This is a genomic window from Cobetia sp. AM6 (assembly GCF_009617955.1).
Taxonomy (GTDB): domain Bacteria; phylum Pseudomonadota; class Gammaproteobacteria; order Pseudomonadales; family Halomonadaceae; genus Cobetia; species Cobetia amphilecti.
The window spans coordinates 363,011-376,806 of record NZ_AP021868.1; the positions used below are offsets into that span (position 1 = coordinate 363,011).

Sequence of the window (13,796 nt, forward strand, 5' to 3'; positions counted from 1 at the left end):
GCGCGCAATCGGCATAAGGCAGGCATGAAAAAACCGCCGTGAGGACACCCTCGCGGCGGTTTTCTTGTCTCAATCGGCTCTCGTGCTCATGCTCGTGCTCTCAGCCAGAGGGTTCCGGTTGCGCACCTCAGGCCGGGCGCTTGGTCCAGGACTGACACCAGCCCTTCGGCTCGACGCTATGGCTTGGGAAAAGCTGGCAGCCTTCGTTCTCGGGCTTGTAGAACATGCAGTTGGCGCAGTCCGAACCCGGCTTGAAGGCGGGGTGGTCCTTGGCTTCACTGGCGACTTCCACGTAGTTGAGCGCCTTGGCTTGCGGATTGGAGGTATCCAGTCGCGGCAGGTCGGCGGCAAGGGCGCGGGGTGAGAGTATGGCGGCGCCCAGCGGCAGGGCAGCGAGCCCCAGCAGACTATTGCGCATGAAGTTACGGCGGCTCTGATTGGCCATGGTCGGATTCCTTCTCATCAATGGAGCACAACCGTCGGGATGTGCTGCGGTCACGGCTCGCCTGTCAGGAGGCGCTTGCATGTCAGTCGTTGCAGTGTCGCGGGTGCCACCGGCACCTTGATGGGTACTCTGTGTGGCATTGCTGACCGCTTGCTGGCATTCATGGATGCAGATGGCATGCCAGATACTGAACATGTGGTCAGGTTCTGCGCCATCAGTATTCGGGCAGATTTGTCAGGAGGTCTCTGCTCGCCGATGGTGCATCAAGCGGGTGCTGCCTGCTTATTGTGGCTTGAGTTGGGGCAACCGTCAGCCTCGCTGGCAGAACTCTGGCATGATGGAATCGACGCAGGAACGTGAATGACGTCGCTGTGGCCCGCGAGCCATGGCGAAATGATGGATGCATGCCTTGCCGAGGTAACTGCAACGACAAGAAGGAAATGGCGGGATGCTGGATGTGATGGACGATATTCGCTCGGCCGGCCGCAAGCTGTGGCGGGGCTTCGGGGTCAGCGTGGTGTTTGCACTGGTAGGGGGTGGGCTCTGGTGGTGGCAGGAGCGCGACTACCAGCAGTTCTACGTCTGGCAGGGCGTGCCGCAGGCGCGTGCACTGGATTGGAAGACGCTGGCGCGCGGCTTGCGCAGCGATGCCTATCTGGTGGGCTGGTCTGATCTGCGCGCCAACCCGCTGTGGGTGACATGGCGGCTCGAGAATACTCAAGGGTCGCGGCTGGGGGAGCGTCCTGACGAGTTCGAGCGCGACTGGCGCTCGCTGTGGCCCGTCACGCCGGATAGCTATCGCAACAGTGGCTACGACCGCGGACACCTGGCGCCCAACTACGCCATCGGCAAGATCTACGGCGTCAAGGCGCAGCATCAGACCTTTCGCATGACGAATATCTCGCCACAGACACCGGCGCTCAATCGCAAGCTCTGGCAACGGCTGGAAGCCGCCATCATGGACAGCATCCTTCCGCGCGAAGGCGCACTATGGATCACGGCAGGGCCGGTCTTCAGCGGCAGTATCGAGCGGCTGCCCAATCTGATCGAGATTCCCGATGCCTTCTACAAGATCATCATCTCGCCCGGCTCGGGTCGGCAGGCACCGCGTGCGCTGGCCTTTCTCTTCCCGCAGCAGGTGAGGGGAGATGAGCCGCTGGACCGTTTTCTGGTCAGCATCGATCGCATCGAGTCTCTGACAGGGTTGGACTTCTTCCATGAGCTTCCCGATGACGTCGAGCAGCGCCTCGAGGCGCAAGTCGTGCGCGATGGCTGGCAGGTCGACAGTTTCAGTCGTACGCCATCACGTTACTGAGCGCGCTGCCAAGGTCCGACTGACAGGAACGTACTGAAGGAGTTCGGCGGACAGGTGCCGACTGAAGGGGTGCAGCTGAAAAGAGTTATCCACAGCGCCAGGCGTAGTAATGGGTGTGGACAAGTTGCGCATGAGGAGGGCGGTATTTTCTTCGCGACATGCGAAAGACAACGCAGGGCGCTGTGGGTCTGAGCAAAACAAGAGGGTGAGTCAGTCAGGATATAGCGAGGGAGAGTATCGCGATGTGAGCAGCAGGCGCTGCGAGGATGCATCGGATATCAATTTGATGGTGCCCAGAAGAGGACTTGAACCTCCACGTCCATACGGACACTAGCACCTGAAGCTAGCGCGTCTACCAATTCCGCCATCTGGGCATCAAGTTGTGTGCTGAAGTCTCAAGAGCTGAGTCTTGCAGCTGAACGAGCATGAAATCCTTGGTAGTGGATGCCATGTTCCCTGTTCGAGTGCGCATCGTGGTGCCCAGAAGAGGACTTGAACCTCCACATCCTTACGGATACTAGCACCTGAAGCTAGCGCGTCTACCAATTCCGCCATCTGGGCGAAGCGCGATACAGGGGTCGTTCGTTGTGAGTCTGACGTCCGTGGTGCCCAGGAGAGGACTTGAACCTCCACATCCTTACGGATACTAGCACCTGAAGCTAGCGCGTCTACCAATTCCGCCACCTGGGCAGACATCAGAACTCGTTTCGGTCCGCAGACCCGGATCAGCAGTCAAGTTGTTGAAACTTAAATGCTTTACCCGTTTTCTGGTATCCATCTTAACGTGTGTCACGCCAACATGAAACCTGAAATTGGTGCCCAGAAGAGGACTTGAACCTCCACGTCCATACGGACACTAGCACCTGAAGCTAGCGCGTCTACCAATTCCGCCATCTGGGCAAGTGGTGCCGAATAATACGGATGTACTGCGGGAATGCAAGCTTTTTCTTTCATGTCCTGCTGAGCGAGCCGCAGAAAGCCTCTCTCGCTTGATGAGGGAAGACAGAAGACAGGCAGAGGACAGACAGAGGACAGACAGAGAACAGACAGATGAAGCTCATCAATTGGCGAGCTTTCAGACTTGAGAGTCTGGCCTCGGGCCGCCATTGAGAGCACTGAATGGCCCCTCCGCCGTGATGAGTGGCGGGGAATGGTTGGGTCGGCCCAAGGGTAGAGGCTATAATGCGCGGATGAGAGACAACCTGTCATTCCGTGCCGCGATCGCTGCCCGTCTCGAATTCATCGTCAAGGAATCCTGATTAATGACCCAATGGACGCTCAGCGACGACCCGCACGCGGAACGCGAAGCCCATAAGTACGACAAGCCCATCCCCAGCCGAGAGTTCTTGCTCGACAAGCTGGAAGAGTATGGCAAGCCCATTACCCACGAGAACATGAGCCGCATGCTCGGTTTCGAGGACGAGGAGCAGCAGGAAGCTGTGCGCCGTCGCCTCAATGCCATGGAGCGTGATGGTCAGGTGCTGCGCAATCGTCGCGGTGCCTATGCCCTGATCGACAAGCTGGATCTGATCCGTGGCCGCGTCGTCGGTCATCGCGACGGCTTCGGCTTTCTGGCGCGCGAAGATGGCGTCAAGCCGGACCTCGCCGTGCCGCCGCGCCAGATGCGTCGCGTCTTCCATGGTGATCAGGTGCTGGCTCGCGTCAGTGGCCGTGACCGTCGTGGCCGCGACGAGATCACCATCGTCGAGGTGCTAGCGCGCAACACCCAGACCCTGGTCGGCATCTATCGTCAGTCCGAGCCGGACTTCGGTGTGCTGATTCCCGAGAACTCGCGCATCGCGCAGGAAGTCATCATCCCCAACCGCGTGGCCAATGGTGCCAAGGACGGTCAGGTGGTGTCCGTGCGCATCACTCAGCAGCCCGCCACACGCGTGCAGCCGGTGGGTGAAGTGGTCGAGGTGCTCGGTGAGCGCATGGATCCGGGCATGGAAATCGATATCGCGATCCGCTCGCACGATATTCCCAGTGAATTCCCGCCGGAAGTCGAAGACCAGATCTCGACCATCTCCGCCGAGGTGCTGGAAGAAGACAAGAAGGGCCGTATCGACCTGCGCGAGACGCCGCTGGTCACCATCGATGGCGAAGACGCGAAGGACTTCGATGACGCCGTCTGTGCCTGGCAGGACGACAACGGCAACTGGAAGCTGCTGGTCGCCATCGCCGACGTCTCCCACTACGTGCGTGGCGGCAGCCCGCTGGATCAGGAAGGCTATGTGCGCGGCAACTCGGTGTATTTCCCGGGTCAGGTCGTGCCGATGCTGCCGGAACTGCTCTCCAACGGTCTGTGCTCGCTCAACCCGCATGTCGATCGTCTGACGCTGGTCTGTGAGCTGACCATCTCTGCCAGCAGTGGCGAGATGCTCGACTATCGCTTCTTTGAAGCCGTGATCCGTTCACATGCTCGCCTGACCTACGAGAAGGTCGGCACCATGCTGACCGACCCGGAAAGTGAGGAAGGTCAGGCACTGTGCCAGCAGTACAACGAACTGCTGCCGTCGCTGCACAACCTGCACGCGCTGTACGGCGTGCTGCGCAAGGCGCGTGACAAGCGCGGTGCCATCGACTTCGAGACCACCGAAACGCAGATCCTGTTCAACGATGAGCGCAAGATCGAGCAGATCGTGCCGCGTACCCGCAACGACGCGCACAAGCTGATCGAGGAATGCATGCTGGCGGCCAACGTCGCGACGGCACGCTTCCTGGATGAGCACGATCTCCCGGCCCTCTATCGTGTCCACAAGCAGCCGGCACCGGAGCGTCTGAACAACCTGCGCGCCTTCCTGGGTGAGCTGGGGCTGACGCTGGAAGGTGGCGACGAGCCGGCACCCAAGGACTTCCAGGCACTGCGTGCCTCGATCGCCGAGCGTCCGGACCTCGACATCATCCAGACCGTGATGCTGCGCAGTATGACCCAGGCGGTCTACTCGCCGCAGAACGAAGGTCACTTCGGTCTGGCCTACGATGCCTACGCGCACTTTACCTCGCCGATCCGTCGCTATCCGGATCTGCTGGTGCACCGTGCGATTCGTTCCGTCATCCGTGGTCCGCGCAAGACCGACACCGTGCTGCGCGCTGAAGATGCCGTGACCGAGCGCCCGACCAAGTGGTGCCCGTACACCTTCGAGCAGATGCTCGAGCTGGGTGAGCACTGCTCGATGACCGAGCGCCGCGCCGATGAGGCTACGCGTGACGTCAACGACTGGCTCAAGTGCGAGTTCATGAAGGACAAGGTCGGGGAAGTGCTGGAAGGCACCGTCGCGGCAGTCACCCAGTTCGGCCTGTTCGTGCGTCTGGATGCCTACTACGTCGAAGGCCTGCTGCACATCTCCTCGCTGCCGTCCGACTACTATCACTACGAGGCCGAGAAGCATCGCCTCAAGGGTGAGCGTGCCGGCGTCAGCTATGGTCTCGGCGATGGCGTCACCGTCCAGGTGGCCCGTGTCGACATGGATGAGCGCAAGATCGACTTCATGCTCAGTGACCCGACGCCGCGCCCCAAGCGCAAGCCGCGCAAGGCGCGCAGCAGCGAGGGCGACAAGCCGGCAGCCGGCAAGAGTGGTTCCACTGCCAGCAAGGAATCCGCCGCCAAGGGACGTCCCGGCAAGCGTGAGCGCGAACGCCTCAAGTCCCTGACCGAGGAAGTCAGTCAGGAAGGCAATGGCAACGCGGCTGCGGCTGAAAAACCGGTAGGTGAGCGTCCGCCGCGCAAGCCGCGCGGTGAGCGTGGCGAGCGCAGTGATCGCTCGGGCCGTGGAGAGCGCAAGGCCGCCGCTGGCAATGAGCAGCAGCCCGCCGCAGAGGCGCCGGCTGCGGCGCGTCCGGCCGTGCCGAGTGGTCCAGAAGCTGCCGACAGCCCGTTCGCGCCGGTCGCGCCGATGGGTGCCGCAGGCAAGGACGACCCGTCGCGCAAGCGGGGTTCGCGCTCGCGCGGGCGTCGCGGTAACGGCCGTAGCTGATTTCGGCTCTGCTCCTCGCGCGTCACTGCATCAGCCCCGGCTCCGGTCGGGGCTGATGCGTTGGGCAGTCGTCAGGCTGCACGATTTCAAGGCTGTCGCGTCGGCGGCAGCTCAGTTTCCGTCAATGTGACAGGGCCCGTCGGGTCATCAGTCAGGAAGGCACAATGAGTCAGGACAAGGGGCGCAAGCCCGGCCGCGGCAAGCCCGCCGGCGAGCGTGCTAGTCACGCCAGAAGTGAGCATTCCCGAGGTGAGCGCAGCGGCGCTCAGCGTCACGAGCGTGGCGGGGCACGCAAGGGTGGCGCTCGCGCCGCCGCGCCGAAGATTCCCGGTGGCCTGGAAGCCGTCTATGGCGTGCACGCCGTGGAAGCCTTGCTGGCACGTGACCGCGCACCCAGCGAGCTGTGGGTGCAGGCGGGCGAGGCCGAGCTGCGCCTGAGCGAGATCATCGAGCAGGCGCGTGCCGCCGGCTCGCGCGTCACCCTCAAGGGGCGCGAGGAGCTGGATGCACTGGCCGTCGGCGGTGGCGCCCATCAGGGGCTGGTCGCGCTGTGCGCGCCGCTGGCCACCGAGAACGAGACCGGCCTCAAGCTGCGTCTCGATGGCTGGTCCCACGCAGAAGCTCCGCTGTTTCTGGTGCTGGACTCCGTCACGGATCCGCACAACCTCGGTGCCTGCCTGCGCAGTGCCGATGCCGCGGGCGCCCATGGCGTCATCGTGCCCAAGGACAAGTCGGCTTCACTGAATGCGACCGTGCGCAAGGTGGCCTGTGGGGCAGCGGAAGTGGTGCCGGTCTATCAGGTCACCAACCTGGTCCGCACGCTGGACGCCATGAAGGAAGCCGGTGTCTGGGTGCTGGGCACGGCGGGCGAAGCCGAATCCATGGCCTTCGAAGCCGATTTCACCGGCCCGGTCGCCATCGTGATGGGCGCCGAGGGCAAAGGCATGCGTCGTCTGACCCGCGAGCATTGCGACAGCCTGATCAAGCTGCCGATGGCGGGCAGCGTCTCCAGCCTCAATGTCTCGGTTGCCGCGGGCATCTGCCTGTTCGAGGCCGTGCGTCAACGCCGCGGTTGAGGCAATTGTCGGCAGGGGATAGTCAGGGGACGGGCAAGAGAAAGGCAAGAGAGAGGCAAGAGAGCAGCGGCCGGTGGAACGGGCTGGCTGTCTTTCACGGGCCGCTTGCCAAGCCCTTGACTCCTCTCTACAATACTGCGGTTCTGTGAAGTGCAGTCTGCAGTGAATGCGCGGCATGGGGGCACCTGTCCTCGCCCGCGCGCGTCTTTCGTGGCCTTCGGGTCTGAATGGCACAACCGTAGTAATCACTCCACTCCTTGCTTCCCGGCCCGAGACGCGCCGTGGGGGCTGTCAAACCGAAAGGAGCCAAGCCATGCGTCACTACGAGATCGTGTTCATGGTCCACCCGGACCAGAGCGAACAGGTTCCGGCCATGATCGAGCGTTACACCTCCATCGTGACCGAAGCCGGCGGTACTGTGCATCGTCTGGAAGATTGGGGTCGCCGTCACCTGGCCTACCCGATCAACAAGATCCACAAGGCCCACTACGTGCTGATGAACGTCGAAACTACCGGTGAGGTGGTCGAAGAACTCGAAACCATCTTCCGTTTCAACGACGCCGTCATCCGTAACCTGGTTGTGCGTTCAAAGGAAGCGGCCATCGAGCCGTCTCCGATGATGAAGCCGGCTGAAGAGAAGCGTCCGCGTCGCGAAGACAAGCGTGACGAATCCGAAGCTCAAGACGCTAACTGATACCGCACCCCCAGGAGGTCATTGCAATGGCACGTTTTTTCCGTCGTCGCAAGTTCTGCCGCTTCACCGCTGAAGGCGTGAAGCAGATCGACTACAAGGACATCGAAGTCCTGAAGTCTTACATCACCGAGACCGGCAAGATCGTCCCGAGCCGTATCACTGGCACCAAGGCACGCTACCAGCGTCAGCTGGCGACTGCCATCAAGCGTGCTCGCTACCTGGCTCTGCTGCCGTACAGCGACAGCCACCAGTAAGGCGACACCATGATGCTGGCACTGGCACGCTGGGCCATGCGCGGCCCCCTGCAATGCATCGCGATTGCATTGCTGACGGGAATCGTGCCCTGGTTCTTCTGGTTCAGTGCCGCCATCAGTGCGCTGGTCACGCTTCGGCGTGGCCTTGCGCCTGCCGCACCCGTAGTCATCGCCGCCGCCGTTCCGGCCGGTTGGTGGTGGGTACAAGGCGATCCGGTGCCTCTGGCAACCGTATTGCTGGTCACCCTGATGGCAACCCTGTTGCGCGCTCGCGTGCGATGGGGTGAGGCGCTGATAGGCGCCAGCCTGACGGCGGCACTGATGGTGCAGTCCGGGATATTCCTGCCACCAGGCGGAGCCGGTCCACTGCTTGAGAGCATTCGCAAGAATGCCCCTGAGCTTGACGCACGCTTGAACGACTTTGCCGCTCAAGGTGTGCCGACTGAACAGCTCGCAGGGCTGGTCATCGGTGGTATTACCGGGTTGGTGGTCCTGCTGGCCGCCACGGGCTGTCTGGCCCTGGCGCGCAGTTGGCAGTCCGGGCTCTACAATCCGGGTGGGTTTCGCAGCGAATTCCATGCCTTTCGGCTGAGTTTGCCCGAAATCCTGATACTGGCAGCCTGCGGGATCATTGGCGTATTGCTCAATGTACCTGCAGTGCTCCTGCTGATCTGGATACCGCTGCTGGTGGCGGGCATTGCCCTGGTACATGGTTACATCGGGTTAAAGGGGATGAGCGGGTTATGGCTCGTCGGCGTCTATTTCATGATGCTGACCACCTGGCCCACGATTCTGATTTTGCTGCTGTTGGCGCTTGTGGACGTCTTTGCGGATTTTCGCGCACGTCTCGCCGGCAGTCATCGATAAGAGGTTTACGAGATGCAAGTCATTCTGCTCGACAAGATTGGCAAGCTGGGCAACCTGGGTGACCAGGTTTCCGTCAAGGCTGGCTTCGGTCGCAACTACCTGCTGCCGTACGGCCTGGCAGTTCCGGCCACTGCTGAAAACCAGGCAGCTTTCGAAGCTCAGCGCGCTGAGCTGGAAGCACAGGTTGCAGAGCGCAAGACCGAAGCTGAAGCGCGTGCCGCTCAGCTGAACGAAATCGAACTGTCCCTGGTCGCCAAAGCTGGCGAAGAAGGCAAGCTGTTCGGTTCCATCGGTCCGCGTGATCTGGCCGAAGCTATCGCCCAGTCTGGCATCGACATCGCCAAGAGCGAAGTCCGCATGCCGGAAGGCCCGCTGCGCAACACTGGCGAATACGACATCGTGCTGCAGCTGCACGCTGAAGTGACTGCCACTGTCCGTGTGGTCGTGGTCGGCGAGTAATCGCTGATTTGCAGTGGCTGGCCGGTGATCCGGTGTAGCGACTGCTGCGGTACCCAAGCCGCCTTTGCATCCTCGATGCGAAGGCGGTTTTTTCATGGGCGCGATTTGTCGTCGGTGTGGCATTTGCCTGGTCGCCGGCGAGGCGATGACGCACAAAATCCGGTAGAATGCCTGCCCCCGTCAGGAAGAGGTTTCGGCGTGGGCGCGGCGGTTGGCAGGCTTGCGTCAATGCGTGAAACTAGAAGCCCCCGTGGGCATGTCAGTCATCAGCAGGAGTCAGCCAGGCATGAGCGAGATTCAGGATCAGGATCGCGAGACGGCAGCGCTCAAGGTGCCGCCCAATTCGCTGGAGGCCGAGCAGTCGGTGCTTGGCGGCTTGATGCTGGACAACAGCGCCTGGGATACCGTCTCCGAGCGGCTGGTGGCCGACGACTTCTATCGCTATGAGCATCGTCTCATCTACAACGCCATGTCTCAGCTGGTCGGCGGCAGTCGCCCGCTGGATGTGGTGACGCTGTCCGAGCTGCTGGAAAGTCGTGACCAGCTCGAGTCGGTCGGCGGGCTGGCGACCCTCGCTGAGCTTGCGCGCAACACGCCCTCGGCCAGCAACATCAAGGCCTATGCCGACATCGTTCGCGAGCGCGCCACGCTGCGCAAGCTCATCCAGGCGGCCAACCAGATCGCCGAGAGCTCCTTCAGCCCGCAGGGCCGTGATGCCGATGAGCTGGTCAACGAGGCCGAGCGCCTGGTGTTCCAGATCAGCGAGTCGCGGCCCAAGAGCGGTGGCCCCAAGGGCATGAGTCAGCTGCTGACCGGCGCGGTGGACCGCATCGATGAGCTGTTCAATCTCAAGGGCCAGATGACGGGCCTGTCGACCGGCTTCCGTGATCTCGATGACATGACCTCCGGCCTGCAGCCGTCGGATCTGGTGATCATTGCCGGCCGTCCCTCGATGGGCAAGACCACCTTCGCCATGAACCTGGTCGAGCATGCCGTGGTCTCCGGCGACAAGCCGGTCGCCGTGTTCTCGATGGAGATGCCCGCCGAATCGCTGATGTTGCGCATGATCTCCTCGCTGGGCCGCATTGATCAGACCAAGGTGCGTACCGGCCAGCTGGAAGACGAGGACTGGCCGCGTCTGACCTCGGCGGTCAACCTGCTCAAGGACAAGCAGCTGTTCGTCGATGACACCGCGGCGCTGTCGCCCAACGAGATGCGCTCGCGCTGTCGACGCATGGCGCGTGAGCATGGCGGCATCGGCCTGATCATGATCGATTACCTTCAGCTGATGCAGGTGCCGGGTCTTTCCGAGAACCGTACCGCCGAGATCTCCGAGATCTCGCGCTCGCTGAAGGGCCTGGCCAAGGAATTCGCCTGCCCGGTCGTGGCGCTCTCGCAGCTGAACCGCTCGCTTGAGCAGCGCCCCAACAAGCGTCCGGTGATGTCGGATCTACGTGAATCCGGCGCCATCGAGCAGGATGCCGATGTCATCGCCTTCGTCTACCGTGATGAGGTCTACAACAAGGACAATCCCGACAACAAGGGACTGGCCGAGCTGATCATCGGCAAGCAGCGTAACGGCCCCATCGGTACCGTTCACATGGCCTTCATCGGCAAGTACACCCGTTTCGAGGACCTGGCGCCCGACAGTTATGGCCAGGCCTTCGCTGAATAACGTGATGCGTACGCGCGTCAATCATGTACCCGGGCGGCGGCATCGCCGTTGCCTCGCAAGACCCGCACTGACGGGGAGGAGATAGCATGGCAGGTGGATTTGGGCGCGGACGCGCACGTACCCCCAAGCTGCAGGGCCGCGGCACGCTGGAGAGCCTGGAGCGTGAAGGGCCCTTCAAGGAATGGCTGGGCATGCCGGACCTCTACCGCTTCACGCTGGTCGTGGAAGGTGAGAGCTACAGCTACCAGACCGAAGACAGTGAAGTGCCGGTGGTAGCCGGCGACATGGTCGTCTTCCGCTACAAGGAGACCAAGGCGGGCAAGTGGATCGACCGCAACTCCCTCGGCAAGGCCATCGACCCCAACTCGCTGTAAGCGTCATTTGAGCGCTTGAGGATCACGCCATGCTGGCTGCCAGGCCGGCATGGCGTGATCCTGCTTTGATCGAGATAGTCGGTACATCGAGATAGTCGATCTGACGTCTGGCATCCCCTCTGTCGGATGAGGCGCCTCATGCGCCGCGTGGCACCTTTGTCATCCCTCTGTCATATCAGCATGTTCAGATTCTGACATGCTCCCATCCCCGTCCCTGCAAGCCGCTCATGGCCAGCCTGTCGTCGAATCCTGTCATGCACTGGAGGCGTTGCTGCGTCTGCGCCAGGTGAGCATGCATTTCCAGCCCATCGTGTCGTCCAACGGCCGTGAGGTCTTCGCCTATGAGGCGCTGGCGCGCGGGAGTGCCGCAGGGCCGCTGGCCTCACCGCTGACGATGTTCTCGGCGGCGCGCGAGCACGGCCGCCTGGTGGAGCTCGACAGCCTGTGTCGCGAGCGTGCGCTCGAGCAGTGGTCGACGCTGGGCCTGACGGAGCGGCTGTTCATCAACGTGTCTCCCGATGTGCTGCTGGATGGCGCCCACTCGCCCGGCCTGACGCGACGCCTGCTGCGGCGCTTCGGCCTGCGTCCGCATCAGGTGGTGATCGAGCTGACCGAGCAGACGCCGGGGCTGGATTCGGCGCTGATGCGGGAAGCCGTCAGCCATTATCAATCGATGGGCTTCGCCATCGCGCTGGATGATCTCGGGGAGGGCTATGCCAGCCTCAAGCTGTGGTCGTCGGTGCAGCCGGACTTCGTCAAGATCGACCGTCATTTCATCAGTGGTATCCATGCCGACCCGCTCAAGCGGCGCTTCGTGCGCTCGATCATCGATATCGCCCACGGCAGTGGCAGTCAGGTGATCGCCGAGGGAATCGAGCATGAGGCGGAAATGGAATGCGTGCGCCAGCTGGGGGCCGACTACCTGCAAGGCTGGTTGTTCGCGCCAGCCGAGGCCGACCCGCTTGGCCAACGCGCTGCGCTCGACCGGCATCTGCGCCATCTGAGTCGTAGGCTGCAGCAGCGCCCACCGCCAGGCCGCAGTATCGGCAGCCTGGCGCGCGCCGTGACGCCGGTGCAGCAGGATGTCACCGTCAATGAGGTCGCCCAGCGGCTGCATGCCGAGCAGGAGGTGATGTCGCTGGCCGTGGTGGACGAGCAACAACGCCCGGTGGGCCTGATCATCCGCCATCGCCTGCTGGGGCTGCTGAGCCAGCGCTTCGGGCCGGAACTGCATGCGCGTCGTATGATCCATGAGGTCATGCAGAGCAGTCCGCTGCGCGTCGAGGCGGATGAGACGCTGGAGCGCGTCTCGGCCAAGGTGACCGGCCGCGAAGGCAGCGATCGCGATGAGGACTTCATCATCACGCGAGGCGGGCGCTATCAGGGGCTGGGGCGCACCCTGGATCTGCTGCGCATCATCACGGAGCTGCAGGTGGCGAGCGCCGAGGAGGCCAACCCATTGACGCGCCTGCCGGGCAACGGGCCGATCGAGCGTCAGTTGCTCGACTGCGTGGCTGGCGCGGGCTTGGGCTTGGGCGAGGGCTTGGGCGAGGGCTTGCGAGAGGGCTTGCGAGAGAACAGCAGCGCGCGCAGTGCCGAGTGGGCCGCGATCTATCTGGATCTCGACAACTTCAAGCCCTTCAATGACCGCTTCGGCCACGCGCAGGGCGACCGCATGCTGCTGGCGCTGGCGACGGTATTGCGCGATGCGCTGCAGGAGGGCGACTTTCTCGGCCATGTCGGCGGCGATGATTTCGTGATGACGCTGTGCATGACCGAATATCACCGGGCACTGCGCCTGACAGCGCTCGAGCAACGTCTGGCTGGCCTGCAGTCGGCATTCCAGCATGCGATCGCCAGCCTGTATCCGGCCGATGTGCTGGCAGCGGGAGGTTTTCAGGGCCACGACCGCTTCGGCACCACGCGCTTCTTCCCGCTGACGCGATTGTCACTGGTTGCGCTGCATGGTCTTGCCGGGTGCGAGACGACCCGGATCGCCGCGCGCTGGAGCGAGCTCAAGAGCGAGGCCAAGGCGCGGGACTCCGGGCGTGTCATCGAGGCGTGTGCCTCACCAGTGCAGTGATCTCTGCCTGCGAGTCACTCAATCGTCATCCGCCTGCCCCATGACTGTCATCGCTGGCCATCAGTCTGGCGTGAAGCCTTGAAGTTCATCCTGAAGTGTCGGGCTGCTCGGATGCCTGAGTCGCCCAGCCCCTGTTTTCACGGGCTATCCTTGTACCACGTCGTCGTCTTACGGCCTTACCATGCGCAGTCCCCTGGATGCGCAGGAGTCTTTACATGTCCAGAACCGCCAGCATCTTCACGCCGTCCGCTATCTTTACCAGCAATCTGCAATCCTTGATGGCCGAATACCCTGCACTGGAGGCACGCGTGATCAGTCATGCCGCCAGCCGTTTCTATCAGGTCCAGCTGGTGCTGGAAGCCGCCGGCGAGGAAGAAGAGGAGCGCAGTGAGCTGCTGATGAAGCGCGGCAAGCCGATGCTGTTCCGCTCGCTGGAGGATGTCTACAGCGAGCTCAAGCGGGGCGGGATGTCACGGGCGTGGCTGGTCTCGCAGGTCGCCAATGACGAGATGATCGGCCGCCCGCCGCAGTACCACCAGCCCTTGAGCTCACGTATCCCGTTGAGCTTCTGAGCCCG

Annotated in this window: 12 protein-coding genes and 4 tRNA genes; 11 read left to right on the plus strand and 5 right to left on the minus strand. The window is 62.6% G+C overall.

Annotated features, from left to right (window positions below):
• Positions 1-127: 127 nt before the first annotated feature.
• Positions 128-445, minus strand: a complete 318-nt coding sequence (locus tag CLAM6_RS01670; protein ID WP_043334757.1) for a high-potential iron-sulfur protein — start codon at positions 443-445, stop codon at positions 128-130.
• Positions 446-893: 448 nt separating this feature from the next.
• Here CLAM6_RS01670 and CLAM6_RS01675 point away from each other — a divergent pair, with 448 nt between their 5' ends.
• Positions 894-1,760: a DNA/RNA non-specific endonuclease gene (locus tag CLAM6_RS01675; protein ID WP_225347493.1), complete on the plus strand. Its 867-nt coding sequence runs from the start codon at positions 894-896 to the stop codon at positions 1,758-1,760.
• Positions 1,761-2,047: 287 nt separating this feature from the next.
• Here CLAM6_RS01675 and CLAM6_RS01680 read toward each other — a convergent pair.
• The 4 genes from CLAM6_RS01680 to CLAM6_RS01695 all read right to left on the minus strand — a co-directional run bounded on the left by CLAM6_RS01680 (position 2,048) and on the right by CLAM6_RS01695 (position 2,660).
• Positions 2,048-2,134 (minus strand) — tRNA-Leu (locus tag CLAM6_RS01680).
• A 100-nt stretch (positions 2,135-2,234) separates the two neighbouring features.
• Positions 2,235-2,321, minus strand: a tRNA-Leu gene (locus tag CLAM6_RS01685).
• Positions 2,322-2,363: 42 nt separating this feature from the next.
• Positions 2,364-2,450 (minus strand) — tRNA-Leu (locus CLAM6_RS01690).
• A gap of 123 nt (positions 2,451-2,573) precedes the next feature.
• Positions 2,574-2,660, minus strand: a tRNA-Leu gene (locus CLAM6_RS01695).
• A gap of 362 nt (positions 2,661-3,022) precedes the next feature.
• On the opposite strand from CLAM6_RS01695, the gene rnr reads away from it, so the two are divergent.
• The 10 genes from rnr (at position 3,023) to CLAM6_RS01745 (ending at position 13,791) form a co-directional block, all read left to right on the plus strand.
• Positions 3,023-5,737, plus strand: coding sequence for a ribonuclease R (gene rnr, locus CLAM6_RS01700; protein ID WP_084589528.1), 2,715 nt, complete (start codon positions 3,023-3,025; stop codon positions 5,735-5,737).
• Between the two features lie 164 nt (positions 5,738-5,901).
• A complete protein-coding gene (gene rlmB, locus CLAM6_RS01705; RefSeq protein ID WP_082388189.1) occupies positions 5,902-6,813 on the plus strand; it encodes a 23S rRNA (guanosine(2251)-2'-O)-methyltransferase RlmB in 912 nt (303 codons plus the stop codon).
• Positions 6,814-7,126: 313 nt separating this feature from the next.
• The gene (gene rpsF, locus CLAM6_RS01710) at positions 7,127-7,507 is read left to right on the plus strand and encodes a 30S ribosomal protein S6 (RefSeq protein ID WP_043334756.1); all 381 of its coding nucleotides are present in this window, start codon (positions 7,127-7,129) and stop codon (positions 7,505-7,507) included.
• A 26-nt stretch (positions 7,508-7,533) separates the two neighbouring features.
• Positions 7,534-7,761 carry a 30S ribosomal protein S18 gene (gene rpsR, locus CLAM6_RS01715; RefSeq protein WP_024952281.1) on the plus strand — a complete coding sequence of 76 codons (228 nt, stop codon included), beginning with the start codon at positions 7,534-7,536 and terminating at the stop codon, positions 7,759-7,761.
• 12 nt (positions 7,762-7,773) lie between these two features.
• A complete protein-coding gene (locus tag CLAM6_RS01720; RefSeq protein ID WP_043334783.1) occupies positions 7,774-8,628 on the plus strand; it encodes a hypothetical protein in 855 nt (284 codons plus the stop codon).
• 12 nt (positions 8,629-8,640) lie between these two features.
• Positions 8,641-9,087: a 50S ribosomal protein L9 gene (gene rplI, locus CLAM6_RS01725; RefSeq protein ID WP_043334754.1), complete on the plus strand. Its 447-nt coding sequence runs from the start codon at positions 8,641-8,643 to the stop codon at positions 9,085-9,087.
• A 286-nt stretch (positions 9,088-9,373) separates the two neighbouring features.
• Positions 9,374-10,762, plus strand: a complete 1,389-nt coding sequence (gene dnaB / locus CLAM6_RS01730; RefSeq protein ID WP_165873876.1) for a replicative DNA helicase — start codon at positions 9,374-9,376, stop codon at positions 10,760-10,762.
• A gap of 86 nt (positions 10,763-10,848) precedes the next feature.
• Entirely contained in the window at positions 10,849-11,136 is a 288-nt protein-coding gene (locus tag CLAM6_RS01735) for a hypothetical protein (protein ID WP_043334752.1), read from the plus strand.
• A gap of 196 nt (positions 11,137-11,332) precedes the next feature.
• On the plus strand, positions 11,333-13,219 hold the full coding sequence (locus CLAM6_RS01740; RefSeq protein WP_153635082.1) for a bifunctional diguanylate cyclase/phosphodiesterase: 1,887 nt from the start codon (positions 11,333-11,335) through the stop codon (positions 13,217-13,219).
• Between the two features lie 215 nt (positions 13,220-13,434).
• Complete coding sequence (locus CLAM6_RS01745) at positions 13,435-13,791, plus strand: DUF6482 family protein (RefSeq protein ID WP_225347494.1); 357 nt, start codon at positions 13,435-13,437, stop codon at positions 13,789-13,791.
• Positions 13,792-13,796: the final 5 nt, after the last annotated feature.

Excerpts from the sequence above, each read along its gene's own strand:
- rlmB (WP_082388189.1), top strand. The coding sequence starts at position 5,902 with ATGAGTCAGGACAAGGGGCGCAAGCCCGGCCGCGGCAAGCCCGCCGGC.
- rpsF (WP_043334756.1), top strand. The coding sequence starts at position 7,127 with ATGCGTCACTACGAGATCGTGTTCATGGTCCACCCGGACCAGAGCGAA.
- CLAM6_RS01735 (WP_043334752.1), top strand. The coding sequence starts at position 10,849 with ATGGCAGGTGGATTTGGGCGCGGACGCGCACGTACCCCCAAGCTGCAG.
- CLAM6_RS01745 (WP_225347494.1), top strand. The coding sequence starts at position 13,435 with ATGTCCAGAACCGCCAGCATCTTCACGCCGTCCGCTATCTTTACCAGC.
- dnaB (WP_165873876.1), top strand. The coding sequence starts at position 9,374 with ATGAGCGAGATTCAGGATCAGGATCGCGAGACGGCAGCGCTCAAGGTG.
- rnr (WP_084589528.1), top strand. The coding sequence starts at position 3,023 with ATGACCCAATGGACGCTCAGCGACGACCCGCACGCGGAACGCGAAGCC.
- CLAM6_RS01720 (WP_043334783.1), top strand. The coding sequence starts at position 7,774 with ATGCTGGCACTGGCACGCTGGGCCATGCGCGGCCCCCTGCAATGCATC.
- rpsR (WP_024952281.1), top strand. The coding sequence starts at position 7,534 with ATGGCACGTTTTTTCCGTCGTCGCAAGTTCTGCCGCTTCACCGCTGAA.
- CLAM6_RS01740 (WP_153635082.1), top strand. The coding sequence starts at position 11,333 with ATGCTCCCATCCCCGTCCCTGCAAGCCGCTCATGGCCAGCCTGTCGTC.
- rplI (WP_043334754.1), top strand. The coding sequence starts at position 8,641 with ATGCAAGTCATTCTGCTCGACAAGATTGGCAAGCTGGGCAACCTGGGT.
- CLAM6_RS01675 (WP_225347493.1), top strand. The coding sequence starts at position 894 with ATGCTGGATGTGATGGACGATATTCGCTCGGCCGGCCGCAAGCTGTGG.
- CLAM6_RS01670 (WP_043334757.1), bottom strand. The coding sequence starts at position 445 with ATGGCCAATCAGAGCCGCCGTAACTTCATGCGCAATAGTCTGCTGGGG.